Genomic DNA, 26949 nt, shown 5'->3' with positions numbered 1-26949 from the left:
GATAAAAACAAAGAAAAGGATGTTCCCCGATGCGAAAAGCCCCGTTATTGCGCTTTACCCTAGCCTCCTTGGCATTCGCTTGCAGCCAGGCTTTCGCTGCACCTTCGCCCTACTCCAGCATGATCGTGTTTGGCGACAGCCTCAGCGATGCCGGGCAGTTTGGAGGCGCACGCTTCACCAACCGTGATGCCGATGGCAACTATGCCCCCGTGTCGCCGATGATCCTCGGCGGGCGGCTGGGGGTAGACCCGGCAGCCCTTGGCCCTTCCACCTCCCCCATAAACCCGGCGCTGGGGATCCCCGACGGCAACAACTGGGCAGTCGGCGGCTACACCACCCAGCAGATCCTCGATTCAATCACCAGCACGTCCAAAACCGTGATCCCGCCTGGGCGCGAAGGTGCCGGGCTGGTACTGCGAGAAAAGCCCGGCTACCTGGCCAACGGCCTGCGCGCCGATCCCAATGCACTGTACTACCTCACCGGCGGCGGCAACGACTTCCTGCAAGGCCTGGTCAACAGCCCGGCCGACGCGGTGGCTGCCGGTGCCCGCCTGGCCGCCAGCGCCCAGGCCCTGCAACAAGGTGGCGCACGCTACATCATGGTCTGGCTGTTGCCCGACCTCGGCCAGACACCAAACTTCAGCGGCACACCACAACAAAACCCGCTCTCATTGCTATCAGCGGCCTTCAACCAGTCGCTGCTCAGCCAGTTGGGGCAGATAGATGCCGAGATCATCCCGCTGAACATCCCGGTGCTGCTGAGCGAGGCATTGGCCAGCCCCAGCCAGTTCGGCCTGGCCACCGGGCAAAACCTGGTCGGCACTTGCTACAGCGGCGAAGGCTGCGTGGAAAACCCGGTGTACGGCATCAACGGTGCCACGCCAGACCCGACCAAGCTGCTGTTCAACGACTCGGTGCACCCGACCATCGCGGGCCAGCAACTGATCGCCGATTACGGCTACTCGATCCTTTCCGCCCCGTGGGAGCTGACCCTGCTGCCAGAAATGGCCCACGCCAGCCTGCGCGCCCACCAGGATGAATTGCGCAACCAGTGGCAAACACCCTGGCAGGCAGTTGGCCAATGGCAAGCCTTTGTCGCCAGCGGCGCCCAGGACCTGGACTTCGACGGCCAGCGCAGCGCCGCCAGCGGCGATGGCCGCGGCTACAACCTGACCGTGGGTGGCAGCTACCGCCTGAACGACGCCTGGCGCCTGGGCCTGGCCGGCGGGGTGTACCGGCAGAAGCTGGAAGCCGGCGCACAGAACTCGGACTACAAGCTCGACAGTTACCTGGCCAGCGCCTTCGCCCAGTACCGCCAGGATCGCTGGTGGGCCGATGCGGCACTGACTGCCGGCCACTTGGACTACAACGACCTCAAACGGACCTTCGCCCTTGGCGTGAACGACCGCAGCGAAAAGGGTGACACCGATGGTGAGGCCTGGGCGATGTCCGCGCGGTTGGGCTACAACCTGGCGGCCGACAGCAGTAACTGGCAGTTGGCGCCGTTCATCAGCGCCGACTATGCGCGGGTAAAGGTGGACGGCTATGACGAAAAGAGCGGGCGCTCGACAGCGCTGGGCTTCGATGACCAGGAGCGCACGTCACGACGATTGGGCGTGGGGCTGCTGGGCAGCGTACAGGTGCTGCCGGGTACCCGGCTGTTTGCCGAGGTGGCGCAGGAGCATGAGTTCGAGGATGACCAGCAGGATGTGACGATGCACCTGACCAGCTTGGCGGCGAATGACTTCACCTTGACTGGCTATACGCCGCATAGCGACCTGACCCGAGCCAGCCTGGGGGTTAGCCATGAGGTGGTGGCGGGGGTGCATTTGCGTGGGAACTACAATTGGCGCAAGAGTGATGAGTTGACGCAGCAGGGGGTTAGCCTGGGGGTCAGTGTCGACTTCTAGATTGCCGGGGCCGCTTTGCGGCCCTTTCGCGACACAAGGCCGCTCCTACAGGGAAACGCGATCGCCGGGAAAATGCGATCCCCTGTAGGAGCGGCCTTGTGTCGCAAAAGGGCTGCAAAGCAGCCCCAAAGGCCAGTGAATTATTTGCTGGAAGTCTGCTCAGCCAACGCCACCGCACGGAACATCGCCCGGCGCTTGTTGATGGTTTCTTCCCACTCCAGCGCCGGCACCGAATCAGCCACAATGCCGCCCCCCGCCTGCACATGCAGCTCGCCATCCTTGATGACCGCAGTGCGGATGGCAATCGCGGTATCCATGTTGCCGTTCCAGGCAAAGTAACCCACGGCACCACCGTATACCCCACGCTTGACCGGCTCCAGCTCGTCGATGATCTCCATCGCGCGAATCTTCGGCGCACCCGAAAGCGTACCGGCCGGCAAGATCGCCCGCAGTGCATCCATTGCCGTCAGCCCTTCACGCAGCTGGCCGGTGACATTGGACACGATGTGCATGACGTTTGAATAACGCTCGATCACCATCTTCTCGGTCAGGCGCACGCTGCCGGTCGAGGACACTCGGCCCACATCGTTGCGCCCCAGGTCGATCAGCATCAGGTGCTCGGCGATTTCTTTATCATCCGACAGCAGGTCGTCTTCCAGCGCGCGGTCGGCCTCTTCGGTCGCACCGCGTGGGCGGGTACCGGCAATCGGGCGCACGGTGACCAGGTTGTCCTCGACACGTACCAGCACCTCGGGCGAGCTGCCGACCACGTGGAAGTCGCCAAAGTTGAAGAAGTACATGTACGGTGTCGGGTTGAAGCAACGCAGTGCACGGTACAGGTCGATGGGCGCGGCCTTGAAGTCGATCGACATGCGCTGCGAAGGCACCACCTGCATGCAGTCGCCCGCCAGGATGTATTCCTTCACGGTATCGACTGCGCGCTCGTAATCTTCCTGGGTAAAGCTTGAGCGGAATGCCGGCTCTGCAGCCATCGGGCCGCTCAGGTCCAGGCCACGGCGCGGTGTGATCGGCTGACGCAGGGTTTCCAGCAGGCCTTGCAGGCGTGCCTGGCCCTGTTCGAACGCCTGCTCTTCAGCCGGGTCGACCAACACGATGGCGTGCATCTTGCCCGCCAGGTTGTCGAACACCACCACCGCATCGGACACCATCAGCAGGATATCCGGCACACCCAGCGGGTCCGGGTTGGGGCAGGCCCCCAGGCGCTTTTCTACATAACGCACGCAGTCGTAGCCGAAGTAACCGACCAGGCCACCGTTGAAGCGCGGCAAACCGGGGATATCGGCGACCTTGTAGCGGTCCTTGAAGGTTTCGACGAACGCCAGCGGGTCTCCGACATCATGGCTTTCCACCTCGACGCCATCCTGCAAAATGCTGACGTGGTAGCCGTGCACACGCATCACGGTGCGCGATGGCAGACCGATCATCGAGTAACGGCCCCATTTCTCGCCGCCCTGCACCGATTCGAGCAGGTAGGAGTTGGGTTGGTCAGCCAGTTTCAGGTAGATCGACAGCGGCGTATCGAAGTCGGCCAGGGTTTCGCAGGCCAGGGGAATGCGGTTATAGCCGGCAGCAGCCAGGCGCAGGAATTCTTCGCGGTTCATGAGTAGCCTCGTGGCAAGCAGCAATAGGTCAGGCAAACGGACGGGCCGGCACGCGCCGGCAGGCTGAAGTCAGGCGCGCCAACGCCAACGGGCCAGGGCCTTGATGACTTTCATCCAGAATTTGCCAGTAACCGCCACGGTGGACTCTCTGTCTTGTGAGGCTTGAAGGTCCGCCAACGTTATCCCAGTGGCCGGGTCTGCGCAACCGGGCAGCAATGCGCGCAGGTCGTCGATCACCAGGCTGGGGGATTCGTCGTTGATCGGCCGACCATGGTTGTAGCCGTAGGTAAGACCAACGCACTGTACGCCGGCCGCTTTGGCCGCCAGCACATCACTGCGCGAGTCGCCGACGAACAGCGACTGCTGCGGGGTAACGCCGGCCATCTGCATGACAAACAGCAGGGCTGCAGGGTCAGGCTTTTTCTGCGGCAGCGTGTCACCGCCGATGATCCAGCGGAAGTAGCGGCCAATCTTCATCTGGTCCAGCAAGGGGGCGACGAAACGCTCGGGCTTGTTGGTGATCAGCGCCATTTCCACGCCCTGCTTCTGCAGCCAGCGCAGGGTGTCTTTCACGCCGGGGTAGACCACGGTGAGCTCATGGCTTTCGGCATAGGCGTCCATGAACAGCGCCAGGCCTTGTTCGGCCAGCGCATCATCCACGGCTTCATGCTCGATGCCGCCGGCCAGGGCACGGCGCACCAGCACCTGGGCGCCGTTGCCAACCCAGTGGCGCACCGCCTCCAGGCCAGCAGGCGGGCGCCCCAGTTCGAGCAGCATGCGGTCCACGGCGGCGGCCAGGTCTGGCACGGAATCGATCAGGGTACCGTCCAGATCGAACATCACCAGCCTGGGCAGCGTCCCCGGGAACAGCTGCTCGAAGCCACTCATGGGCGGGCCTGGGCCAGTTCAGCGCGCATCTTGGCGATGACTTCCTGGTAGTCCGGGGCGTTGAAGATCGCCGAGCCGGCCACGAAGGTGTCGGCGCCAGCGGCAGCGATTTCGCGGATGTTGTTGACGTTGACGCCACCGTCGATTTCCAGGCGGATATCACGGCCGCTGGCATCGATCAACGCGCGCGCCTCGCGCAGCTTGTCGAGGGTGCCAGGGATGAACTTCTGCCCGCCAAAGCCTGGGTTGACGCTCATCAGCAGCACCATGTCGACCTTGTCCATCACGTACTTCAGCGCGTCCAGGCTGGTGGCCGGGTTGAACACCAGGCCGGCCTTGCAGCCGCCGTCCTTGATCAACTGCAGCGAACGGTCGACGTGCTGCGAGGCTTCCGGGTGGAAGGTGATGTAGGTCGCGCCCGCTTCGATGAAGTCGCCGATGATGCGGTCGACCGGGCTGACCATCAGGTGAACGTCGATTGGCGCGGTGACGCCGTACTTGCGCAGGGCGGTGCACACCATCGGGCCGATGGTCAGGTTGGGGACGTAGTGGTTATCCATGACATCGAAGTGGACGATGTCGGCACCCGCGGCCAATACCTTGTCGACATCCTCGCCCAAACGGGCGAAATCGGCAGAGAGAATGGAGGGGGCAATAGCGTAGGGCTGCATGGCGCACCTGTTGGCAGAATCACGGTGGCGCGCATTGTAACTCAGGGAAAGGGATGAGGGCTGATTGGTATCAAAGGGTGTCGATCAGTTGTTGTTACCTGTGCCGGCCTCTTCGCGGCTAAAGCCGCTCCCACAGAGACCGCAGTCCGCCATGTAGGAGCGGCTTTAGCCGCGAAGAGGCCAGCACAGGCAACCCACCCTCAGGCCGGCTGCTGGGTTCTCAACTTCTCGCTACGCCCCCGCAACCACTCAAGGGTCAGCAGCAAGATCACCGAGAAGGCAATCAGCAAGGTCGCCGCCGCCGCAATGGTCGGGCTCAGGTTCTCGCGAATACCGCTGAACATCTGCCGTGGCAGGGTCGCCTGCTCCGGCCCGGCGAGGAACAGTGTCACCACCACCTCGTCAAACGACGTGGCAAAGGCGAACAACGCCCCGGAAATCACCCCAGGGGCAATCAGCGGCAGGGTCACCCGGCGGAAGGTCAGCAGCGGTGAGGCGCCCAGGCTGGCTGCTGCACGCACCAGGTTGTAGTTGAAGCCCTGCAGCGTTGCCGACACGGTAATGATGACAAACGGCACGCCCAGCACCGCATGCACCAGTATCAGCGAGGTGAAGCTGTTGCCCATGCCCAGCGGGGCAAAGAACAGGTAACTGGCCACGCCGATGATCACCACCGGTACCACCATCGGCGAGATCACCAGCGCCATCACCAGCGACTTGCCAGGGAAATCGCCGCGGGTCAGGCCGATGGCCGCCAGGGTGCCAAACACCATGGCCAGCACCGTGGCCGCTGGGGCGACGATGATGCTGTTCTTCAGCGCCCGCATCCACTCGGCCGAGCCGAAGAAGTCCTGGTACCACTGCAGGGAAAAGCCCTGCAGCGGGTACACCAGGAAGCTGCCACTGTTGAACGACAGCGGCACAATCACCAGCACCGGCAAGATGAGGAACAGGAGGATCAACCCGCAAAGAATGCGCAGGCTGTAGAACCAGACCCGCTCCACGGGTGACATGTAAGGGCTCAGCATGACAAGGCTCCTCAGCTCAGGCGCAGGCGGCTGGCGCCGACCAGCCAGCTATAGATCAGGTACAGCAGCACGGTCGCCAGCAGCAACAGCCCGCCCAGCGCGGTGGCCATGCCCCAGTTGATGCTGGTGTTGGTATAGAAGGCCACGAAGTAGCTGACCATCTGGTCGTTCGGGCTGCCCAGCAGTGCCGGGGTGATGTAGTAGCCGATGGCCAGGATGAACACCAGCAGGCAACCGGCACCAACCCCGGCGTAGGTCTGCGGGAAGTACACCCGCCAGAAGCTGGCGAACGGGTGGCAGCCCAGCGAGATCGCCGCACGCATGTAGCTCGGCGAAATGCCCTTCATCACGCTGTACAGCGGCAGGATCATGAACGGCAGCAGGATGTGCACCATCGAGATGTACACGCCGGTGCGGTTAAACACCAGTTCCAGCGGTTGGTCGATGATGCCCATGGCCATCAATGCGCTGTTGATCAGCCCGCCCGACTGCAGCAATACGATCCACGCCGCCACCCGCACCAGGATCGAGGTCCAGAACGGCAGCAGTACCAGAATCATCAACAGGTTGCTCTGCCGGGTCGGCAGGTTGGCCAGCAGGTAGGCCAGCGGGTAGGCCAGCACCAGGCAGATGGCGGTAATTACCACCCCCATCCACAGGGTACGGGCAAAGATGTCCAGGTAAATGGCCTGGTCCGGGGTGGCCTTGGCCAATTCGCCAAGGTCATCGATACGGTGGTCTACAGAGGCCAGCAGGTAGAACGAGGTGACCGTGCTGGTATTGCGGCGGATCGCCTGCCAGTAGGCCGGGTCGCCCCAGCGCTCGTCGACGGCCTGCAAGGCGTCTTTATAGGAGGCAGGTTCAGCCTTGAACGGCAGGGCACGAGCGGTCTTGGTCAACAAGCTGCGGTAGCCGGCCAGTTCCATGTTCAAGCGTTTGGAAAGGTCGCCTAGGGTCTGGTTCTTGCGCGATTCGGCCAGGTCCTGGCTCAGCGCCTTGTACACATCCTCGCCCGGCAGGCTCTTGCCATCCCACTGGCTGATGACCTCGACCGTACGCGGCAGGCCGCCGACCACTTCCGGGTTGCCGACGCTCTTGTACAAAAGGGCGGCGATCGGCACCAGAAACACCAGCAACAGGAACAGCGCCAGCGGCGCGATCAACGCCTGTGCCTTCCAGCGGTTGACCCGCTCGGCATGCTTGAGGCGCTGCTTGAGACTTGGACCGGCGCCTTCGTTGAGGGGCACTGCAATGGCCATGGCGAACTCCGCGTTACGAACTGAAATTGGGGCTGCTGCGCAGCCCATCGCCGGCAAGCCAGCTCCCACAGGTGCTGCGCTGGCTTCGGGGTATCTGACCCCCTGTGGAAGCTGCTCAACAGGTACTGCACAGAACTCGGGAATGACGCGATCCCTGTGGGAGCTGGCTTGCCGGCGATGGGCCGCAAAGCGGCCCCTGCGCTGGTCGTTTACTTCTTCGCCGCCCAGGCGTTGAAGCGTTGCTCCAGCTGCTCGCTGTTGTCGGCCCAGAAGGCCACGTCGATCTGCACCTGGTTGGCGATGTTTTCAGGCGTGGTCGGCATGTCCTTTTTCACGTCATCCGACAGCAGGCTCACGGCCTTGGCGTTGGCCGGGCCGTAGGCGATGTTCTCGGAGTAGATCTTCTGCTGCTCGGGTTTGACGCTGTAGGCGATGAACTTCTTCGCCTCCTCGACGTTCTTGGCGCCTTTTGGGATCGCCCAGGCATCAAAGTCATAGATGCCGCCGTTCCACACCACCTTGAGGTTGCTCTCTTTCTGCACCGCGGCAATACGGCCGTTGTAGGCAGAGCTCATGACCACGTCACCCGAAGCCAGGAACTGCGGCGGCTGTGCGCCGGCTTCCCACCACTGGATGTTGGGTTTGAGTTCATCGAGCTTCTTGAAGGCACGGTCCTGGCCGTCCTTGGTCGCCAGCACTTTGTAGACATCCTTGGGCGCAACGCCATCGGCCATCAGCGCAAATTCCATGGTGTACTTGGCGCCTTTGCGCAGGCCACGCTTGCCCGGGAACTGCTTGGTGTCCCAGAAATCGGCCCAGCTGGTAGGTGCGGTCTTGAGCTTGTCGGCGTTGTAGGCCATGACCGTGGACCAGACGAAGAAGCCTACGCCGCAAGGCTGAATGGCACCCGGCACGTAGTCGGCCTCGTTGCCGAACAGGGCCGGGTCGAGTTCTTCGAACATGCCCTCATCGCAACCGCGCGCCAGTTCTGGGGATTCAACCTCTACCAGGTTCCACGACACGCTCTTGGTGTCGACCATCGCCTTGACCTTGGCCATTTCGCCGTTGTACTCACCGGCGACAATCTTGCCATTACCCGCCTTCTCCCATGGCTCGTAGAACGCCTTGACCTGAGCAGCCTTGTTGGCGCCGCCGAACGAAATCACGGTCAGGTCTGCGGCCATGGCCTGGCCGGCGGCGAACAGCCCCAGGGCCAGGGCGGTCAGTTTCAACTGCTTGCACATTATTATTCTCTCCACAGTACAGGGTTGGTGAAGCAATCCATCAATGGGCTTCGGCAATCGGATCGAGCGCGCGGGCGTGCTCCACCTCCCAGCCCAGCGGTACCACATCGCCCACGGCCAGGGCCGGGTCGAGCTCGGCAATCGGCTGTTTCACGAAGAAGTCGCCCTTGCCGCAAACCTCCAGGCGCACCCGCACGTGGTCGCCCAGGTAAATGAATTCGGCCACCCGGCCCGAGAAGCGGTTGACGCAGCTTTCGCTGTGGCCGTTCAGGCGCACACGCTCGGGGCGGATCGACAGGGTGACCGGCTCGCCGGCCTGGCCGACATTCACGGCCAGCGCCTCGACCCGCTCGCCGCGCGGCAATTGCACTTGGCAGCGCTTGCCATCGCTGGCCAGCAGGGTGCCGTTGATGCGGTTGTTCTCGCCGATGAAGTTGGCGACGAAGGTATTGCAGGGCTCTTCGTACAGCGTGCGCGGGTCGGCGATCTGCTGGATTTCGCCCTGGTGGAACACCGCCACGCGGTCGGACATGGTCAGCGCTTCGCCCTGGTCGTGGGTCACGTACACCACGGTCACGCCCAGGCGCTGGTGGATGTGCTTGATTTCCATCTGCATGTGTTCACGCAGCTGCTTGTCCAGTGCGCCCAGCGGTTCGTCCATCAGCACCAGCTGCGGCTCGAACACCAATGCCCGGGCCAGCGCTACCCGCTGTTGCTGGCCACCCGACAGCTGGCCCGGGTAGCGCTTGGCGAAGGCATCGAGCTGCACCATGTTCAGTACGCGCTTGACCCGCTCGCTGATGTCGGTCTTGCTCAGGTTGCGCACGCTCAGCGGGAAGGCCAGGTTCTCGGCCACGGTCATGTGCGGGAACAGCGCGTAATTCTGGAACACCATGCCGATGTCGCGCTTGTGCGGCGGCACGTTGTTGATCGAGCGCCCGGCCAGCTGGATCTCCCCTGCGGTGGGGGTTTCGAAACCGGCCAGCATCATCAGGCTGGTGGTCTTGCCCGAGCCGGACGGGCCAAGCAGGGTGAGGAATTCGCCCTTGCGGATGTCCAGGTTGAGGTCTTTGACGATCAGCGACTCGCCGTCGTAGCTCTTCTGCACACCACGGAAGCTGACCAGTGTTTCGCTGGTTGCAGCGTTCGACTTCGCCTCGCTCATGCCTGCACCTTCTTGTTGGATGACTGCGTAGGCAAAAGAGTAGAAGAGCCGCAAGCGCCCGAAAATCGGGGGTGCTGAGAGAATGCCATCATCCGGATGGAAGATTTGCTGTAGGGATTGCCCTACAAGGATGGCGGGATTGGGATGCTACTCCTCTGCCCTGCACCGCCCGTTGGAGGAGCGGGTTTACCCGCGAAAAGGGCCTGGCCTGCCATGTGTAGTGCCTGAACCGGCCCTTTCGCGGGTAAACCCGCTCCTACAACGGGCGGTGTGGCCGCAGGTGGGCATGTCGCAATCAGACCAGCTTGTGCTCCATCGCGTACTTCACCAGTTCCGCCAACGAGTTCACTTTCAGCTTCTGCATCAGGCGCGCCTTGTGGGTGCTGATGGTCTTGCTCGACAGCGCCAGCTGCTGGGCGATGTCGTTGACATTGGCGCCCTGCGCCAGGCGCTCGAACACCGAGAATTCCCGCTCTGACAACAGCGTATGCAATGGCCGCGACTCGGTCAGGCCCACTTCGAACACCATGCGGTCGGCCAGCGCCGGGTCGATATAGCGCCCACCGCCGGCCACCCGGCGAATCGCCGTAAGCAGCAACGCCGGGTCACTGTCCTTGGTCGCGTAGCCCGCCGCGCCAGCCTTCAGTGCCCGCGCCGCCATCTGCGCCTCATCGTGCATCGACAGCATCAGGATCGCCGGCGCATCGTGCAGCGCGCGAATCCGCGGGATCGCTTCCAGCCCGCTCACGCCCGGCATCGAGATATCCAACAGCACCACCTCGCACGGCGTATGGCGCAGGGTTTCGAGCAACTGCTCGCCATTACCGGCCTCCCCTGCCACCTGCATGTCCTTGGCCAGGCCGATCAACTGCTTGATGCCTTCACGGACAATGGTGTGGTCTTCGGCCACCAGCACTCGAATCACGCTTGCTCTCCTACTCCAACGGAATGGCCACGCTCAGGCTGGTGCCTTCGCCCGGTTGACTGTGCAGCGCCATGCTGCCGCCCAGCATCAACACCCGCTCGCGCACCCCCACCAGGCCAAACGAGGTGGGCCGGGTCTGCTCGCGGCAGAAACCCTGGCCATCATCGCTGACCGTCATGCGCAAACGCCCGCCTTCATGCAACAACTCGATTTCCACGCTGTGCGCCTGGGCGTGGCGCATCACGTTGGTCAGCGCTTCCTGCAGGATGCGGAACAAGCCGGTAGCCTTGGCGTCGCTCAATGCTGGCAGATTATCCGGTACTTGCACCAGGCAGGGGATTTGCGTGCGCGCTTCAAAGCGTCGCGCCTGCCACTCGATGGCCGAGGCAATCCCGGCATCAAGAATGGGTGGGCGCAGGGCAGTCGCCACGTCACGCACCAGCTGGAACAACTGGGCGATCAGGCGCTTCATGCTGGTCAGGCGCTCGTTCAGGCCCGGGTCCAGCTCGGCAAAGGCCAGCTCGCACATCGACACTTCCAGCTTGAGCACGGTCAGCATCTGCCCCAGTTCATCATGCACTTCCCGGGCGATACGGGCTTTTTCTTCCTCGCGCACGCTCTCCAGGTGGGCCGACAGCTCACGCAGCTGCTCCTGGGACCTGGCCAACGCCAACTCGGCCCGCTTGCCCTGGGTGATGTCCCATACTACGCCGTCCCACACCACCTGGCCGTTGCCCAGGCGCCGGGTACTGGCCTTGATGTCGGCCCAGCGCTGTTCGCCCTGGCGGGTGAGGATGCGCCCCTGCCATGACCAGTCCTGATCGCTGGCCAGGGCCAAGTCCTGCACCCGGTGGTAGTCGGCGCGGTCTTCGGGGTGCACCAGGTTACGCAGGCCCATCTCTGGGTGCTGGATCTCGCTGGGCGCATAACCCACCAGGGCTTCGCTACCCTCGCTGATGTAGGGAAACTCCAGGTCGCCCTCGGCCGGGTCGCGCTCCAGGCGAAACACCAGCCCCGGCACGTTTCCGGCAATGCCCTTGAGCCGTGCCTCGCTTTCGCGCAGCGCTGCCAGGGCGCGGTGGCGCTCAGTCACATCGGCGAGGTAGACCACCAGGTACTCGGAATCGCGAAAGCGCAGAAAGCTCAGCGACAGCTCCACCGGCAGCAGGCTGTGGTCGGCGCGCCGGCACTGGGTTTCGAACTGGCCGACACCCCCCGTCCCGGTACGTGCGCCCTTCCATAGCTCAAGCCAGCGGTCCATGTTCAGGCTTGGCTCGAAGTCGCTGAACGGTCGCTCCAGCAGCGCGCCCTCGGCATAACCGAGCATGCGCTCGGCAGCGTGGTTGGCGTAACGCACATGGCTGTCCCAGTTGACCCAGAGGATACCCACCGTGCTCTGGTCGATCGCGAACTGGCTCAGGCGCAGCGCCTCTTCACCCACCTGGCGCTCCACCAGGCTTTCCCGCGTGGCCAGCAGGCTGCGCTCCAGCTGACGCTGTTGCCGGCGTTGCCACACCAGGGTGGCCAGCGCGCACAACAGCAGCATGCCGAACAGCAAGGCCAGGTTCTGCCAGAAGCCCGGCGATTCGCTCAAACGCGGGTACTTGGGCTGCAACCAACGCTGATGGAGTTGCTCCAGCTCTTTGGCGGGCAGCGCCTGCAAACCTCGCTCGAGTACGTCGGCCAGCAGCGGCCAGTCGCGCCGCGACCCGATACGCAGCAACTGCGGCAGGCCGATATCACCCACCACGGCCAGCTCGCCGAACTCGCTCTCACGCGACAGGCGACTGAGCTGCGCTTCATCCAGCACCGCGAAACTGGCCTGGCCACCTACCACCAACTGCAAGGCCTCGCGTTCGTTGGGCACGCCCTGCAGGTTGAGGCTGCCATAGTTGCCGCGCAGGTAGTCTGCCAGTTGGCTGGGCATGCGTACGGCTACCCGCTGCTCGGCGTCCAGCGCTTCCAGCTCCACGGCCATGGCCCCGGTACGCGGCCCCACCACCAGTTGCGGCACGCGCATGTACGGGTCACTGAACAGCCACAGGCGCAGGCTGGCCGGGGTCTGAGTAAGGCCTGGGGCAAAGTCGACTTCACCGCTCTGCAGGGCGTGCTCAAGGCTGGCCTGGTCATTGAAGTTGCGCCAGGTAAGGTCCAGGCGCAGCACCTGGGCCAAGCTGCTCACCAACTCCACGTTGGCACCATAAAGTTGCTGCAAGCGCCGGTCGAACTGGGCATAGGGTGCTTGCAATACCAGGCCGACGCGCAGGCTGCGGTGCGTGTCCAGCCATTGCTGCTGGGCAGGTTCCAGCGCAACGGCGGGCGGCGTCTCAGGCAGGGCAATTGCCATCAAGGGCAGCCACAAGCAGCCGAGAACCAACAGGCGACGCACTCGCTTCATTTACACGCTCGTCTTGGCAAGGGCGGCCATGCAGCATGGCCGTCACGGGCAAATACTATTAGGCTGCCGGTATCATTCTGGCCTTGGGTTGACTCATGTCCACACTTTATCGCACGACGCTGGCAATGTGCTGCCTGGCCTCGATTCTTCCACTCGGCGCCGTGGCCGCCGATGCCGAAAAACCACCTGTTGCCACCGTGGCGCCCGCTGCCGAAGCGCCGCGGCCGCCGCTACTGGAACGCAGCCAGGAAGATGCCCAGGCACTTGAACGGCTGGTGCCCAAGGCCGAGCAGCAGACCCTGCAGGTGGGTGCCGACAGCTTCCTGGCGCTGTGGAAGCCGGCCAACGACAGTGATCCGCAAGGGGCGGTGATCATCGTCCCCGGTGCCGGTGAAACGGCCGACTGGCCGAACGCCGTCGGCCCGCTGCGGCAGAAATTCCCCGATGCAGGCTGGCACAGCCTGAGCATCAGCTTGCCCGACCTGCTTGCCGACAGCCCGCAGGCACGGGTCGAGGCCAAGCCCGCTGCCGAGCCGGAAAAGCCCAAGGGTGAAAGCGCACCGGTCAAGGATGTACCCGCCGACGCCAATGCCAACGTCGCCCAGGCCACTGCGGCCGATGCCGACACGGCTGAGAGCACCGACGCCGAACTGGCCAGCGAACAGAGCGACGCTGCCGATGCCGAGCGCATTTTCGCCCGCCTGGATGCCGCCGTGGCGTTTGCCCAGCAGCACAACGCCCGCAGCATCGTGCTGATTGGCCACGGCAGCGGCGCGTACTGGGCGGCCCGCTACCTGAGCGAGAAGCAACCGCCGCAAGTGCACAAGCTGGTGATGGTGGCGGCGCAGACGCCGGCGCGGGTGGAGCATGACCTGGAAAGCCTGGCGCCGACCTTGAAGGTGCCGACAGCCGACATCTACTACGCCACCCGCAGTGCTGACCGCAGTGCGGCCGGGTTGCGCCTGCAGGCCAGCAAGCGGCAGAAGGACAGCCAGTATCGGCAGTTGTCGTTGATTGCCATGCCAGGCAACAAGGCGGCCGAGCAGGAGCAGTTGTTCCGCCGGGTGCGGGGGTGGATGAGCCCGCAGGAATAAGGTTTGCCATGATGGCCTCATCGCCGGCAAGCCAGCTCCCACAGGTACCCCCAAGTCTCAGGAACTGTGTATTACCTGTGGGAGCTGGCTTGCCGGCGATGAGGCCATCAAAGGCCCCGCCGCTTGCGGATCATGGCATAGGCCTGGTGCAACTCACGCGTACGCTCGGTTGCCTCACGCACCTGTGCCTCTGTGGCGCCGGTACCCGCCAGTTTGTCCGGGTGATGCCGGCTGACCAACCGGCGATAGGCCTGCTTGACCTTGTCGACCTCGGTGTCCGCCTCGACCGCCAGCAAGCGCAACGCCGCCGCATAGGTCATGGCCGCCCCTTCCGGCCTTACGACCTTGCGCGGCTCGTACTCCAGTGACATGGCCTGCACCTGGCGCCGGCTCATGCCCAGCTTGCTACCCCAGTCCAGCAGCAGTTCACGTTCCTTGTTGCCCATCTTGCCGTCAGCCCAAACCATGCGCCAACAGGCGCGCAAGGTGCCTTCGGCCGCATGCGGCTGCTGGCGAATACGCCGTAGGTGGCCGCCAAGCCGGTCCTTGCCGGCCTTGCCGCGGTTGAACGCATTGATTGCGCGCAACCGTGCTGGCTCGGCCAGGTCCAGGCGGACCATTTCCTGGCGCGCCTGCTGGATATGCTGCTCGGCCACCCGGCCATCGCACTTGGCCAGGCGCCCGAGCATCACGAACAACAACTCGTCATCGCGCATGGCCGGGCGCCCGCCCAGGCGTTCGCGCATGTCTTCCCAGCCTTCCAGGCGCAAACGGCGGTCAAGGGCCTGCCCGAGCAACACACCGAGCAAGGCGCCCGGAATGCTGGCCACGGCAAAGCCGGCGCCGGCGCCAATCAGTGTGCCTGGCCACCACATGTCAGGCGCGCTCGCCAATCAGGCGCTCGGCCTCGGCCAGGCGCTCGAGCGTGCCTACATCTACCCAGTGCCCACGGTAGTGCTCGCCTGAGACCTTGCCGGCCGCCATGGCCTGACGCAACAGCGGTGCCAGCTTGAAGGCACCGACCTGGCAACCTTCGAACAGCGCCGGGTGCAGCACCGAAATGCCACTGAAGGTCAGTGTGCCGGGCGCATCATCGCCATCGACTACCTGCTCGCTGTTTAAGCGGAAATCGCCTCGGCCATGATGGCCAGGGTTATCGACCAGCACCAGGTGGGCAAGGCCTTGCAGGGGGGCCTTCAGGCGCGCGAAATCGTAGTCGGTCCAGACATCGCCGTTCACCAGCAGGAAGGGCTCATCGCCCAACAGCGGCAGGGCCTTGAAGATACCGCCGCCGGTTTCCAGCGGCTCGCCCTCCGGCGAGTAGCGGATGCTCAGGCCAAAGCGGCTGCCATCCCCCAGGTAGTCTTCGATCTGCTGGCCGAGCCAGGCATGGTTGATTACCACCTCGGTAATGCCCGCTGCAGCCAGCGCGCGCAGGTGATATTCGATCAGCGGCTGGCCGGCGACCGGGACTAACGGTTTAGGGGTGTGCAGGGTCAGCGGGCGCATGCGCTCGCCTTTACCTGCCGCCAGGATCATTGCCTTCATGCACGCGCTCCGGCCTGCAACTCGGCAATCAGCGCACCCAGCTCCGCCAATTCGGGCCGGCGACCGATCACTTCATCTATATAGGCGAAGAAACGCGGCACGTCGCCCAGGTAGCGCGGCTTGCCGTCGCGGTGGCAGATGCGGGCAAAGATGCCGATCACCTTCAGGTGGCGCTGCACGCCCATCAGGTCGCTGGCGCGCTGGAAGGCCTCGAAATCGGCGTGCACCGGGATGCCGGCAGCCTGCGCCTGCTGCCAGTAGTCGCGCAGCCAGCCTTCTACCCGCGCCTGCGGCCAGCTGACGAAGGCGTCCTTGAACAGGCAGGTGATGTCATAGGTGACAGGGCCGTACACCGCATCCTGGAAGTCCAGTACGCCGGGGTTGGGGCTGCTCTGCATCAGGTTGCGCGGCATGTAGTCGCGGTGCACCAGCACCTTGGGCTGGGCCAGGGCGCTGTCGATCAGCAGTTGGCTGACACGCTGCCAGGTGGCTTTCTGGTTGTCGTTGAGGGCAAGGCCAAGCTCACGCCCCACATACCACTCGGGGAACAGCTCGACCTCGCGCCGCAGCAGGGCGTCGTCATAGCTGGGCAACTGGGCGTCCATTGGCAGGCGCTGGAACTTCAGCAGCGCTACGATGGCGTCGGCAAACAGCGCGTCGGCGTTGTCGGCATCAATGATATCAAGGTATGTCTGGTGACCCAGGTCGCCCAGCAGCAGGAAGCCGCGTTCCAGGTCCTGGGCGTGAATCAACGGTACATGCACGCCGGCGCTGGCCAGCAGCTGATCAACGGCGACGAACGGTCGGCAGTTCTCCTGCGGCGGGGGCGCATCCATGACCACGAAGCTGTGGCCAGCACCCTGCCAGCGGAAGTACCGGCGGAAGCTGGCATCACTGCTGGCGGCGGTCAGGCTGCCTTCGGGCACTTCGCCCCAGGCGTTGCTGTGGAAAAGATCTTTGAGCTGCTCAGCGAGCCAGACCGTCAGTTGTTGCAGGCGTACATCGTGTTCAGGCATTACAAGGGTCTCCGACGGCCCTAGCCGTCAAGCGGGTCATGCTTTATTATCCAGCATCTTTTTCAGACCATCGAGAGGCGTGCGGCCCCACACGCGGGCAGATGGCACGCAGGAAGCCCGGACTAATAAGATGGCATTGAAATCCCCCGCGTTTCGTAGAAAGTTTCCGTTGCTGGTAACCGGCGGTCTGCTGGCCCTGCAACCTCTGGCCACCTCGTACGTGGTGGCAGCCGAGCAGTTCGACTGCCAAGTGTCCGCCGCCGGTGGCTGGGACTGCAAGCCCAAAGCCCCAGTCGGCAACCTGCCGCCACGCCCGGTTCACGAGGGTGCTGCTGTCAGCACTGGCACCGAGGCCGCCAGCGAAGGCGAAACCGCGGACAAGCCAATGCTGGTCACCGCGGCCAAGGGCCGCGGCCTGAAGTCGCGCAGCGAAGACTACAGCCACCTGGACTGGGTGCCGCGTGAAAAGCTCACGGCCGCGCAGCTGGCCGAAACCGGCCCGTATTGCGGTGGCGCCTACATCGAGCCGACCCGCCCGGGCATGGCCGACACCACGCCGAAAGACGAGTCGCCGACCTACATCAACGCCAAGGTGTCCAAGTACCAGCAGGAGCAGCAGATCGCTACCCTCGCCGGTGACGTGGTCATGCGCCAGGGCAGCATGCAGGCCGAAGCCGACGAGGCCAACCTGTACCAGGCCGAGAACCGGGGCGAGCTCAAGGGCAACGTCAAGATCCGGGACAACGGCTCGCTGGTGGTTGGTGACCAGGCAGAAATCCAGCTCGACACGGGCGAAGCCCAGGTCGACAACGCCGAATACGTGATGCACAAGTCGCACATCCGCGGCAACGCCCTGTACGCCAAGCGTAGCGAAAACGCCATCATCCGCCTCAAGGACGGTACGTACACCACCTGCGAACCGGGCAGCAACGCCTGGCAGCTGAAGGGCAACAACATCACCCTGAACCCGGCCACCGGCTTCGGTACGGCGACCAACGTCACCCTGCGGGTCAAGGATTTCCCGGTGTTCTACACACCGTACATCTACTTCCCGATCGACGACCGTCGCCAGTCCGGCTTCCTGCCGCCTTCTTTCAGCACCAGCAGCGACACCGGCTTCATGCTGGTCACGCCGTACTACTTCAACCTGGCGCCGAACTACGATGCCACGTTGTACCCGCGCTACATGACCAAACGCGGCTTGCTGATGGAAGGCGAATTCCGCTACCTGACCAAGTCCAGCGAAGGCCAGTTCGGCGGCGCGTACCTGAACGACAAGGACGACGACCGCAAAGACCAGACTGACTACAAAGAACAGCGCTGGATGGTCAACTGGCAGCACAAGGGTGGCCTGGACGAGCGCCTGATGACCGAGGTGGACTACACCGACATCAGCGACCCGTTCTACTTCCAGGACCTGGAGTCGGACCAGATCGGCGTGGAAAGCCGCGACCTGCTGAACCAGCAGGGTGCGCTGACCTATCGTGGCGACAGCTACACCGCACGCCTGAACGTGCATGCCTACGAAATGGCGACCATTTCGCAGATCACCCCGTACGACCGCCTGCCGCAGCTGACCCTGAACGGGACGCTGCCATTCCAGCCGGGCGGCTTGAACCTGGGCTACGAAACTGAAGCAGTTCGCTTTGAACGTGACCTGAAGAACGATTTCGTTCGTGACAAAGATGGCAACCCTGATTTCTCCGCAGGGGCAGCAGGTCGTCGCCTGGACGAGAACGTCAGCGGTATCGCCCGCGCCAACGGTACTCGCCTGAACGTGGCACCGTCGATCAGCCTGCCAATGCAGGCCAGCTATGGCTTCGTTACACCGAAGCTGAAGTACGCTTATACCCATTACGATCTGGATCTGGACAGCAAGGGCAAGGCCGAAGCGATTACGCAATCGACTCAACCTGGCTACGGCAGCTACAACAGCTCGCTGAATCGCGATATCCCGATCTTCAGCGTCGACAGCGGCCTATACTTCGACCGCAACACCTCGATGTTCGGCAACAACTATCGCCAGACCCTCGAACCGCGCCTGTTCTACCTCTACGTCCCGTACAAGGACCAGAAGGACATCCCGCTGTTCGATACCGGCGAAACCCTGTTCAGCTACGATTCGCTGTTCCGCGACAACCGCTTCAGCGGCACTGACCGCATCGGTGACGAGAACAAGCTGTCGCTGGGCGTGACCACCCGCTGGATCGAAGACAACGGTTTCGAACGCCAGAACTTCAGCATCGGCCAGGCCTACTACTTCAAGGACCGCAAGGTTCAGCTGCCAGGTATCGACTACCGCACCCGCCAGGACTCGCAGTCCGACGTGTCGCCGTACGCCCTGCTGTACAACTACTACTTCAACCGCGACTGGCGCTTCAACTCGGACTTCAACTGGGACCCGGACAGCCGCAGCACCCGCTCGGGCAGCGCGATGTTCCACTACCAGCCTGAAGACAACCCGAACAAAATCGTCAACTTCGGTTATCGCTACCGTAACGACACCATTGCCTACGACTCGGCTACCGGCACCTGGAAAGTGGGCGGCGGTGACTATGGCACCCCTGGCGATCCGAACTACATCAAGGATTACTACAAGATCCAGCAGCACGACTTCTCGGTCATCTGGCCGATCGTGCCGCAGTGGAGCGTGATTGCCCGTTGGCAGCATGACTACAACCGCAACCGCACCCTGGAAGCCATGGGTGGTTTCGAATACGACAACTGCTGCTGGAAGCTGCGTCTGGTCAACCGTTACTGGATCGACTACGACGATTTCAGCCAGGCCCTTCCACAGAACGAAAAAGGCGACCACGGTGTCTTCCTTCAAATCGTCCTGAAAGGTCTCGGTGGTGTAGTGGGCAACAAGGTCGAATCTTTCCTCGACCAAGGCATTCAAGGTTATCGTGAACGTGAAGACCAAGCTTATTGATCGACTGCGCCCAGTGCTGCTGGGCGTCGCTTTGCTGAGTGGCGCGGTACATGCCGCGGTACAACCGCTTGATCGCGTGGTGGCCATCGTCGATAACGACGTGGTCATGCAAAGCCAGCTGGACCAGCGCGTCCATGAAGTGCAGCAAACCATCGCCAAGCGTGGCGGCGGCGTGCCGCCCGCCGGCGCCCTGGAACAGCAGGTACTGGAACGCCTGATCGTCGAGAACCTGCAGCTGCAGATCGGCGAACGCTCGGGCATCCGCATTACCGACGAAGAGCTGAACCAGGCCATCGGCACCATTGCCCAGCGCAATGGCATGTCGCTGGACCAGTTCCGCGCCGCCCTGGCCCATGACGGCCTGTCGTTCGACGACGCCCGCGACCAGGTCAAGCGCGAGATGATCATCAGCCGCGTGCGCCAGCGCCGCGTAGCCGAGCGCATCCAGGTGTCGGAGCAGGAAGTGAAGAACTTCCTCAACTCCGACATGGGCAAGATGCAGATGTCGGAAGAGTACCGCCTGGCCAACATCCTGATCCCGACCCCGGAAGCGGCCAACTCGGACGACATCCAGAAGGCTGCGCGCAAGGTCGGCGATGTCTACCAGCAGCTCAAGCAAGGTGCCGACTTCGGCCAGATGGCGATTGCCAACTCGGCCAGCGAGAACGCCCTGGAAGGCGGCGAGATGGGCTGGCGTAAAGCCGCCCAGCTGCCACCCGACTTCGCCAAGATGCTCAGCAGCATGCCAATTGGTGAAATCACCCAGCCGATCCGCATCCCCAACGGCTTTATCATCCTCAAGCTTGAGGAAAAGCGCGGTGGCAGCGAGAACGTGCTGCGTGACGAAGTACACGTGCGCCACATCCTGATCAAGCCAAGCGAAATCCGCAGCGAAGCGGCCACCGAGCAACTGGCCGAGCGCCTGTACGACCGCATCAAGAACGGCGAAGACTTCGGCGAGCTGGCGAAGAGCTTCTCGGAAGACCCGGGTTCGGCGCTTAACGGCGGCGACCTCAACTGGGTAGACCCGAACAGCCTGGTACCGGAGTTCCGCGAGCAGATGGCCAACGCCCAGCAAGGCGAAGTGACCAAGCCGTTCAAGACCCAGTACGGCTGGCACGTATTGGAAGTGCTGGGCCGCCGTGCCACCGACAGCACTGAGCAGGCGCGCGAACAGCAGGCCCTGAGCGTGCTGCGTAACCGCAAGTACGACGAAGAGCTGCAAACCTGGCTGCGCCAGATTCGCGACGAAGCCTACGTTGAAATCAAGCTGCCTGGCGCTGACCAGGCCGCCCAGTGAAGCCCCTGCGCTTCGCCGTTACTCCCGGCGAGCCGGCCGGCATAGGCCCCGACCTGTGCCTGCTGCTCGCCGCAGACGCCCAGCCCCACCCCCTGATTGCCATCACCAGCCGTGACCTGCTCGCCGAGCGGGCCACGCAGCTGGGGTTGGCCGTCAACCTGTTGCCGGTAGCCCCGGGCCAATGGCCCGAGCAGCCGGCGCCAGCGGGTAGCCTGTACGTCTGGGATACCCCCTTGGCAGCCCCGGTTACGCCGGGCCAGCTGGACAAGGCCAACGCCGCGTTCGTGCTGGAAACCCTGACCCGCGCCGGTCAAGGCTGCCTGGACGGGCATTTCGCCGGGATGATCACCGCCCCTGTCCACAAGGGCGTGATCAACGAAAGCGGTATCGCCTTCTCCGGGCATACCGAATTCCTTGCCGAACTGACCCACACCGCGCAAGTGGTGATGATGCTGGCCACCCGTGGCCTGCGCGTGGCCCTGGTGACCACGCACCTGCCGCTGCGTGACATTGCCGACGCCATCACCGCCGAGCGCATCGAGCGCGTTACCCGTATCCTGCATGCCGACATGCGCGACAAGTTTGGCATTGCCCAACCGCGCATCCTGGTGTGCGGCCTCAACCCGCACGCGGGTGAAGGCGGCCACCTGGGCCGCGAAGAAATCGACATCATCGAGCCGACCCTGGCCCGCCTGCGCACCGAAGGCATGGACCTGCGCGGGCCGCTGCCGGCCGATACCCTGTTTACCCCCAAATATCTGGAGCACTGCGACGCGGTGCTGGCGATGTACCACGACCAGGGCCTGCCCGTACTCAAGTACAAGGGCTTTGGCGCTGCAGTGAACGTGACCCTGGGCCTGCCGATCATCCGTACCTCGGTTGACCACGGCACCGCCCTGGACCTGGCCGGCAGCGGCAAGGTCGACACCGGCAGCCTGCGCGTCGCGCTGGAAACCGCCTACCAGATGGCCGAGAACCGACCATGAACGAGCAATACCAACACCGGGCGCGCAAGCGCTTCGGCCAGAACTTCCTGCACGACGCCGGCATCATCGACCGCATCCTGCGTGCCATCAACGCCAAGGCCGGCGAACACCTGCTGGAAATCGGCCCGGGCCAGGGCGCCCTGACCGAAGGCCTGCTGGGCAGCGGTGCACAGCTGGACGTGGTGGAACTGGACAAAGACCTGGTGCCGATCCTGCAGCACAAGTTCGCTGACCGCGGCAATTTCCGCCTGCACCAGGGCGACGCCCTGAAGTTCGACTTCAACCAGCTGGGCGTGCCAGCGCGCAGCCTCAAGGTGGTGGGCAACCTGCCCTACAACATCTCCACCCCGCTGATCTTCCACCTGCTTAGCCATGCCGGGCTGATCCGCGACATGCACTTCATGCTGCAGAAGGAAGTGGTCGAGCGCATGGCTGCCGGCCCTGGCGGTGGTGACTGGGGGCGTCTGTCGATCATGGTGCAGTACCACTGCCGCGTGGAACACCTGTTCAACGTAGGCCCGGGTGCTTTCAACCCGCCGCCGAAAGTGGACTCGGCGATCGTTCGCCTGGTGCCGCACGAAGTGCTGCCGTACCCGGCCAAGGACCACCTGCTGCTGGAACGTGTAGTACGTGAAGCGTTCAACCAGCGCCGCAAGACCTTGCGCAACACCCTGAAAGGCCTGCTCGACAGCGCAGCCATCGAAGCCGCTGGCGTGGATGGCAGCCTGCGCCCTGAACAGCTGGACCTGGCGGCGTTTGTGCGCCTGGCTGACCAGTTGGCTGATCAGCAACAAGCCTGATACAGGTACTGCACACCCTTCTAAGGCTGTGCAGTACTTGTAGGAGCGGCCTTGTGTCGCGAAAGGGCCGCAGAGCGGCCCCAGGATCTCAGCGTTAATGCAAATATTGCTGGGGCTGCTGTGCGGCCCTTTCGCGACACAAGGCCGCTCCTACAAGTGACCCGCGCCAGCCAATCCGGATGGCGCTGGCCCTCCCCCCTGCCAATGGCCTAGACTGCATTATTGCGTCAGCTCGCCCAAGGCCCTTGCATGTCCGACCCCCGCTATCAGATCGACGTCAGCGTCGTGACCCGCTTCCTCAAAGAACAATCCGACCCCGAAAACAGTCGTTTCGCGTTCGCCTATACCATCACCGTGCAGAACAACGGCTCGCTCAAGGCCAAGCTGCTGTCGCGCCACTGGCTGATCACCAACGGTGACGGCGAGGTCGAAGAAGTGCGTGGCGCCGGCGTGGTCGGCCAGCAGCCCAACATCGACCCGGGCCAGAGCCATACCTACAGCAGCGGTGCGGTCATCAGCACCCGTGTGGGCACCATGCAGGGCAGCTACCAGATGTTTGCCGAAGACGGCAAACGCTTCGATGCCGAGATCGCCCCGTTCCGCCTGGCGGTGCCCGGGGCACTGCACTGATGGCCACCTACGCCGTCGGTGACCTGCAGGGTTGTCTGCAGCCCCTCAAATGCCTGCTCGAACGCGTCAACTTCAACCCTGCCGTGGACCGCCTGTGGCTGGTCGGTGACCTGGTCAACCGCGGCCCCGAGTCGCTGGAAACCCTGCGCTTCCTGTACTCGATCCGCCAGTCGCTGGTCTGTGTGCTGGGCAACCACGACCTGCACCTGCTGGCCGCCTGGCACAACGTCGAGCGCCTGAAAAAAAGCGACACCCTGCGCGAGATCATCGAAGCCCCGGACGCCGACCAGCTGTTTGACTGGCTGCGCCAGCAAAAGCTGCTGCATTACGATGAAGCCAGGGGCATCGCCATGGCACACGCCGGCATTCCGCCGCAGTGGACGCTGGGGCAAGCGCTTAAGCTGGCAGAGGAAGTGGAGCAAGTGCTGCGCGACGATGGGCGCCTGAAGCTCTACCTCGACGGCATGTACGGCAACGAGCCGAACAAGTGGAGCAAGAACCTTACCGGCATTGAGCGCCTGCGCGTCATCACCAACTACTTTACGCGCATGCGCTTCTGCACTGCCGGGGGCAAACTCGACCTCAAGAGCAAGGAAGGCCTTGGCACCGCCCCTAAAGGCTACAAGCCCTGGTTTGCCCACAAGGACCGCCGCTCACGCCACGTGAAGATCATCTTCGGCCACTGGGCCGCCCTTGAAGGCCGTGCCGATGAACCTGGCGTCATCGCCCTGGACACCGGCTGCGTGTGGGGCGGCGCCATGACCCTGTACAACGTCGACAGCGGCGAATACCACCGCTGCGACTGCGCCGACGACGGCACCGTTCGCCAGCCGGCTCAACCCACTACACTGAACGACCAACCCTGACCCACGCTGATCAACCCTGAAGAGAACCGTAGCCATGAGCGAATTCAAGCGCATCCCTCCCGAACAGGCCCTGGCCCTGCGCGCGCAAGGTGCGGTAGTCGTCGACATTCGCGACCCGCAGGCCTTCGCGGCCGGCCATATCACTGGCGCACAGCATCTGGATAACCATTCGGTGGCCGAGTTCCTCCGCAATGCCGACCTCGATGCCCCGACCCTGGTAGTGTGCTACCACGGCAACTCCAGCCAGAGTGCTGCCGCGTACCTGGTGAACCAGGGTTTCTCCGACGTCTACAGCGTCGACGGTGGCTTTGAACTGTGGCGCGCCACCTACCCGGCCGAGACCGCCCAAGGCAGCGTCGAATAATTTTTTCATTTTTACTGCAGCCCGCGCCCCGTGCGGGCTTGCGGCTTATCTGACGAACGGTCGTTCGTAACTTCTGCCTACCTCGCCCCTTGACCTTGCGGATAACCAACTACGCTTAAGCTCAGGCCATCCAAAAAAGGGGAGAGCCGGTACACCGGCGTGCGGGTCATCGGTAGCGTTACAAGGTGTTCTGGGGGGTATACAGCAATCGGCGAACCCGGTTGCATGCCAGCATCAGCTGACTGATCCGGCGTCGTCTCCACGTATCGAGCGAGGTGACGTCATGAGTATTTTTAGCCACTTCCAAAACCGTTTCGAGTCCACGCGCCAGGAAGAACTCTCGCTGCAGGAGTACCTCGAGCTGTGCAAAGAGGATCGCAGTGCCTACGCATCGGCGGCTGAGCGGCTGCTGCTGGCTATCGGTGAGCCAGAGCTGATCGACACCTCTACCAACTCCAGGCTGTCGCGCATTTTTTCCAACAAGGTTATTCGCCGCTATCCGGCCTTTGCCGACTTCCATGGCATGGAAGAGTGCATTGACCAGATCGTGTCGTACTTCCGCCACGCCGCCCAGGGCCTGGAAGAGAAGAAACAGATCCTCTACCTGCTGGGCCCGGTAGGTGGCGGTAAATCGTCGCTGGCCGAAAAACTCAAGCAACTGATGGAAAAGGTACCGTTCTACGCCATCAAGGGTTCACCGGTATTCGAATCGCCCTTGGGCTTGTTCAACGCCACCGAAGATGGGGCCATTCTCGAGGAAGAGTATGGGATCTCACGGCGCTACCTGAACACCATCATGTCGCCATGGGCCACCAAGCGCCTGCAGGAATTCGGCGGCGATATCAGCAAGTTCAAGGTGGTGAAGCTCTACCCCTCGATCCTCAACCAGATCGCCATCGCCAAGACCGAACCCGGCGATGAAAACAACCAGGACATCTCCGCCCTGGTCGGTAAAGTCGATATCCGCAAACTTGAAGAATTCCCACAGAACGACGCCGATGCTTACAGCTACTCGGGCGCGCTGTGCCGGGCCAACCAGGGCCTGATGGAATTCGTCGAAATGTTCAAGGCGCCGATCAAGGTGCTGCACCCCTTGCTCACCGCCACCCAGGAAGGCAACTACAACAGTACCGAAGGCCTCGGGGCCATTCCCTATACCGGTATCCTGCTGGCCCACTCCAACGAATCGGAGTGGCACACCTTCCGCAACAACAAGAACAACGAGGCGTTCATCGACCGTATCTACATCGTCAAGGTGCCGTACTGCCTGCGCGTCAGCGATGAGATCAAGATTTACGACAAGCTGCTGGTCAACAGTTCGCTGTCCAAGGCCCATTGCGCGCCGGACACACTCAAGATGCTGGCCCAGTTCACTGTGCTTTCACGGCTCAAGGAACCTGAAAACTCCAACATCTATTCGAAGATGCGCGTGTACGACGGGGAAAACCTCAAGGATACCGACCCGAAGGCCAAGTCGATCCAGGAATACCGCGACTCGGCCGGCGTCGACGAGGGCATGAATGGCCTGTCGACTCGCTTCGCCTTCAAGATCCTGTCCAAGGTGTTCAACTTCGACCCACACGAAATCGCCGCCAACCCGGTGCACCTGCTGTACGTGCTGGAGCAGCAGATCGAACAGGAACAGTTCCCGGCCGAAGTGCGTGAACGCTACCTGCGCTACCTGAAGGAATACCTGGCGCCGCGCTACATCGAGTTCATCGGCAAGGAAATCCAGACAGCCTACCTGGAGTCCTACAGCGAATACGGGCAAAACATCTTCGACCGTTATGTGCTGTACGCGGACTTCTGGATCCAGGACCAGGAATACCGCGACCCGGAAACCGGCGAGATCCTCAACCGCATCGCCCTCAACGAAGAGCTGGAGAAAATCGAGAAGCCGGCCGGCATCAGCAACCCGAAAGACTTCCGCAACGAGATCGTCAACTTCGTACTGCGCGCACGCGCCAACAACAACGGCAAGAACCCAAGCTGGCTCAGCTATGAAAAGCTGCGGGTGGTGATCGAGAAGAAAATGTTCTCCAACACCGAAGACCTGCTGCCGGTCATCAGCTTCAACGCCAAGGCCAGCAAAGAGGACCAGAAGAAGCACAACGACTTCGTCACCCGGATGGTGGAGCGTGGTTATACCGACAAGCAGGTGCGCCTGCTCTCGGAATGGTACCTGCGGGTCAGGAAATCGCAATAAAGCGGCATGCTGCCTAGTGACAAGCTACAAGCTGCAAGCCTCAAGTTGATTGGCGCCGGCGCAAGCCAGGCGCCAACATCTGCGGCAGTGATGGCTG

At 63.0% G+C, this 26949-nt stretch carries 22 protein-coding genes; 10 read left to right on the top strand and 12 right to left on the bottom strand.

Features of this window, described 5'->3' with window-relative positions; genetic code table 11:
* Positions 1–29 precede the first annotated feature (29 nt).
* The gene (gene estP, locus ACI2KG_RS18390; protein ID WP_404662851.1) at positions 30–1910 is read left to right on the top strand and encodes an esterase EstP; all 1881 of its coding nucleotides are present in this window, start codon (positions 30–32) and stop codon (positions 1908–1910) included.
* A 140-nt stretch (positions 1911–2050) separates the two neighbouring features.
* Here the strand turns inward: estP and trpE are convergent, their stop codons facing one another.
* The 9 genes from trpE to ACI2KG_RS18345 form a co-directional block, all read right to left on the bottom strand.
* Positions 2051–3532, bottom strand: a complete 1482-nt coding sequence (gene trpE / locus ACI2KG_RS18385) for an anthranilate synthase component I (RefSeq protein ID WP_404662850.1) — start codon at positions 3530–3532, stop codon at positions 2051–2053.
* Between the two features lie 69 nt (positions 3533–3601).
* Positions 3602–4420, bottom strand: coding sequence for a phosphoglycolate phosphatase (locus ACI2KG_RS18380; protein WP_404662849.1), 819 nt, complete (start codon positions 4418–4420; stop codon positions 3602–3604).
* Positions 4417–5091 (bottom strand): ribulose-phosphate 3-epimerase, encoded by a 675-nt coding sequence (gene rpe, locus ACI2KG_RS18375; protein ID WP_043202780.1) that lies wholly within the window; start codon positions 5089–5091, stop codon positions 4417–4419. Before rpe ends, ACI2KG_RS18380 begins: the two co-directional genes overlap by 4 nt.
* Positions 5092–5291: 200 nt before the next feature.
* Positions 5292–6119, bottom strand: coding sequence for an ABC transporter permease (locus ACI2KG_RS18370; RefSeq protein ID WP_016715782.1), 828 nt, complete (start codon positions 6117–6119; stop codon positions 5292–5294).
* Between the two features lie 11 nt (positions 6120–6130).
* Positions 6131–7378: an ABC transporter permease gene (locus tag ACI2KG_RS18365; protein WP_404662848.1), complete on the bottom strand. Its 1248-nt coding sequence runs from the start codon at positions 7376–7378 to the stop codon at positions 6131–6133.
* A gap of 209 nt (positions 7379–7587) precedes the next feature.
* Positions 7588–8622, bottom strand: a complete 1035-nt coding sequence (locus ACI2KG_RS18360; RefSeq protein ID WP_404662847.1) for an ABC transporter substrate-binding protein — start codon at positions 8620–8622, stop codon at positions 7588–7590.
* A gap of 40 nt (positions 8623–8662) precedes the next feature.
* On the bottom strand, positions 8663–9787 hold the full coding sequence (locus tag ACI2KG_RS18355) for an ABC transporter ATP-binding protein (RefSeq protein ID WP_110747263.1): 1125 nt from the start codon (positions 9785–9787) through the stop codon (positions 8663–8665).
* Positions 9788–10082: 295 nt separating this feature from the next.
* Positions 10083–10712: a response regulator gene (locus ACI2KG_RS18350; protein ID WP_400617059.1), complete on the bottom strand. Its 630-nt coding sequence runs from the start codon at positions 10710–10712 to the stop codon at positions 10083–10085.
* A 10-nt stretch (positions 10713–10722) separates the two neighbouring features.
* Positions 10723–13110 (bottom strand): PAS domain S-box protein, encoded by a 2388-nt coding sequence (locus ACI2KG_RS18345; protein WP_404662846.1) that lies wholly within the window; start codon positions 13108–13110, stop codon positions 10723–10725.
* Between the two features lie 95 nt (positions 13111–13205).
* Here ACI2KG_RS18345 and ACI2KG_RS18340 point away from each other — a divergent pair, with 95 nt between their 5' ends.
* A complete protein-coding gene (locus ACI2KG_RS18340; protein WP_404662845.1) occupies positions 13206–14204 on the top strand; it encodes an alpha/beta hydrolase family protein in 999 nt (332 codons plus the stop codon).
* Between the two features lie 107 nt (positions 14205–14311).
* Here the strand turns inward: ACI2KG_RS18340 and ACI2KG_RS18335 are convergent, their stop codons facing one another.
* From ACI2KG_RS18335 to ACI2KG_RS18325, 3 genes are read right to left on the bottom strand one after another with little or no spacing between them, the layout of a single operon-like run.
* The gene (locus ACI2KG_RS18335; RefSeq protein WP_400617052.1) at positions 14312–15079 is read right to left on the bottom strand and encodes a TerB family tellurite resistance protein; all 768 of its coding nucleotides are present in this window, start codon (positions 15077–15079) and stop codon (positions 14312–14314) included.
* A 1-nt stretch (position 15080) separates the two neighbouring features.
* Entirely contained in the window at positions 15081–15752 is a 672-nt protein-coding gene (murU, locus tag ACI2KG_RS18330; protein WP_404662844.1) for an N-acetylmuramate alpha-1-phosphate uridylyltransferase MurU, read from the bottom strand.
* Complete coding sequence (locus ACI2KG_RS18325) at positions 15749–16768, bottom strand: aminoglycoside phosphotransferase family protein (RefSeq protein WP_404662843.1); 1020 nt, start codon at positions 16766–16768, stop codon at positions 15749–15751. The genes murU and ACI2KG_RS18325 overlap by 4 nt, the downstream gene beginning before the upstream one ends.
* A 130-nt stretch (positions 16769–16898) precedes the next feature.
* Here ACI2KG_RS18325 and ACI2KG_RS18320 point away from each other — a divergent pair, with 130 nt between their 5' ends.
* The 8 genes from ACI2KG_RS18320 to ACI2KG_RS18285 all read left to right on the top strand — a co-directional run bounded on the left by ACI2KG_RS18320 (position 16899) and on the right by ACI2KG_RS18285 (position 26852).
* Positions 16899–19700 carry an LPS-assembly protein LptD gene (locus tag ACI2KG_RS18320; protein WP_404662842.1) on the top strand — a complete coding sequence of 934 codons (2802 nt, stop codon included), beginning with the start codon at positions 16899–16901 and terminating at the stop codon, positions 19698–19700.
* Complete coding sequence (gene surA, locus ACI2KG_RS18315; protein WP_404662841.1) at positions 19681–21000, top strand: peptidylprolyl isomerase SurA; 1320 nt, start codon at positions 19681–19683, stop codon at positions 20998–21000. The genes ACI2KG_RS18320 and surA overlap by 20 nt, the downstream gene beginning before the upstream one ends.
* On the top strand, positions 20997–21986 hold the full coding sequence (gene pdxA / locus ACI2KG_RS18310) for a 4-hydroxythreonine-4-phosphate dehydrogenase PdxA (protein ID WP_404662840.1): 990 nt from the start codon (positions 20997–20999) through the stop codon (positions 21984–21986). Before surA ends, pdxA begins: the two co-directional genes overlap by 4 nt.
* A complete protein-coding gene (gene rsmA / locus ACI2KG_RS18305) occupies positions 21983–22786 on the top strand; it encodes a 16S rRNA (adenine(1518)-N(6)/adenine(1519)-N(6))-dimethyltransferase RsmA (protein WP_404662839.1) in 804 nt (267 codons plus the stop codon). The genes pdxA and rsmA overlap by 4 nt, the downstream gene beginning before the upstream one ends.
* Before the next feature lie 249 nt (positions 22787–23035).
* Positions 23036–23416, top strand: a complete 381-nt coding sequence (gene apaG / locus ACI2KG_RS18300; protein ID WP_400617038.1) for a Co2+/Mg2+ efflux protein ApaG — start codon at positions 23036–23038, stop codon at positions 23414–23416.
* Entirely contained in the window at positions 23416–24282 is an 867-nt protein-coding gene (locus tag ACI2KG_RS18295; RefSeq protein ID WP_400617035.1) for a symmetrical bis(5'-nucleosyl)-tetraphosphatase, read from the top strand. Before apaG ends, ACI2KG_RS18295 begins: the two co-directional genes overlap by 1 nt.
* 34 nt (positions 24283–24316) lie before the next feature.
* Positions 24317–24646 carry a thiosulfate sulfurtransferase GlpE gene (glpE, locus tag ACI2KG_RS18290; protein WP_404662838.1) on the top strand — a complete coding sequence of 110 codons (330 nt, stop codon included), beginning with the start codon at positions 24317–24319 and terminating at the stop codon, positions 24644–24646.
* Positions 24647–24929: 283 nt separating this feature from the next.
* On the top strand, positions 24930–26852 hold the full coding sequence (locus tag ACI2KG_RS18285; protein WP_400617031.1) for a PrkA family serine protein kinase: 1923 nt from the start codon (positions 24930–24932) through the stop codon (positions 26850–26852).
* Positions 26853–26949: the final 97 nt, after the last annotated feature.

The organism is Pseudomonas sp. NPDC089407 (assembly GCF_044900445.1).
Lineage (GTDB): Bacteria > Pseudomonadota > Gammaproteobacteria > Pseudomonadales > Pseudomonadaceae > Aquipseudomonas.
This window is presented reverse-complemented; position numbering and strand designations above follow the sequence as displayed.

Excerpts from the sequence above, each read along its gene's own strand:
- estP (WP_404662851.1), top strand. The coding sequence starts at position 30 with ATGCGAAAAGCCCCGTTATTGCGCTTTACCCTAGCCTCCTTGGCATTC.
- trpE (WP_404662850.1), bottom strand. The coding sequence starts at position 3,532 with ATGAACCGCGAAGAATTCCTGCGCCTGGCTGCTGCCGGCTATAACCGC.
- ACI2KG_RS18380 (WP_404662849.1), bottom strand. The coding sequence starts at position 4,420 with ATGAGTGGCTTCGAGCAGCTGTTCCCGGGGACGCTGCCCAGGCTGGTG.
- rpe (WP_043202780.1), bottom strand. The coding sequence starts at position 5,091 with ATGCAGCCCTACGCTATTGCCCCCTCCATTCTCTCTGCCGATTTCGCC.
- ACI2KG_RS18370 (WP_016715782.1), bottom strand. The coding sequence starts at position 6,119 with ATGCTGAGCCCTTACATGTCACCCGTGGAGCGGGTCTGGTTCTACAGC.
- ACI2KG_RS18365 (WP_404662848.1), bottom strand. The coding sequence starts at position 7,378 with ATGGCCATTGCAGTGCCCCTCAACGAAGGCGCCGGTCCAAGTCTCAAG.
- ACI2KG_RS18360 (WP_404662847.1), bottom strand. The coding sequence starts at position 8,622 with ATGTGCAAGCAGTTGAAACTGACCGCCCTGGCCCTGGGGCTGTTCGCC.
- ACI2KG_RS18355 (WP_110747263.1), bottom strand. The coding sequence starts at position 9,787 with ATGAGCGAGGCGAAGTCGAACGCTGCAACCAGCGAAACACTGGTCAGC.
- ACI2KG_RS18345 (WP_404662846.1), bottom strand. The coding sequence starts at position 13,110 with ATGAAGCGAGTGCGTCGCCTGTTGGTTCTCGGCTGCTTGTGGCTGCCC.
- ACI2KG_RS18340 (WP_404662845.1), top strand. The coding sequence starts at position 13,206 with ATGTCCACACTTTATCGCACGACGCTGGCAATGTGCTGCCTGGCCTCG.
- ACI2KG_RS18335 (WP_400617052.1), bottom strand. The coding sequence starts at position 15,079 with ATGTGGTGGCCAGGCACACTGATTGGCGCCGGCGCCGGCTTTGCCGTG.
- murU (WP_404662844.1), bottom strand. The coding sequence starts at position 15,752 with ATGAAGGCAATGATCCTGGCGGCAGGTAAAGGCGAGCGCATGCGCCCG.
- ACI2KG_RS18325 (WP_404662843.1), bottom strand. The coding sequence starts at position 16,768 with ATGCCTGAACACGATGTACGCCTGCAACAACTGACGGTCTGGCTCGCT.
- ACI2KG_RS18320 (WP_404662842.1), top strand. The coding sequence starts at position 16,899 with ATGGCATTGAAATCCCCCGCGTTTCGTAGAAAGTTTCCGTTGCTGGTA.
- rsmA (WP_404662839.1), top strand. The coding sequence starts at position 21,983 with ATGAACGAGCAATACCAACACCGGGCGCGCAAGCGCTTCGGCCAGAAC.
- apaG (WP_400617038.1), top strand. The coding sequence starts at position 23,036 with ATGTCCGACCCCCGCTATCAGATCGACGTCAGCGTCGTGACCCGCTTC.
- ACI2KG_RS18295 (WP_400617035.1), top strand. The coding sequence starts at position 23,416 with ATGGCCACCTACGCCGTCGGTGACCTGCAGGGTTGTCTGCAGCCCCTC.
- glpE (WP_404662838.1), top strand. The coding sequence starts at position 24,317 with ATGAGCGAATTCAAGCGCATCCCTCCCGAACAGGCCCTGGCCCTGCGC.
- ACI2KG_RS18285 (WP_400617031.1), top strand. The coding sequence starts at position 24,930 with ATGAGTATTTTTAGCCACTTCCAAAACCGTTTCGAGTCCACGCGCCAG.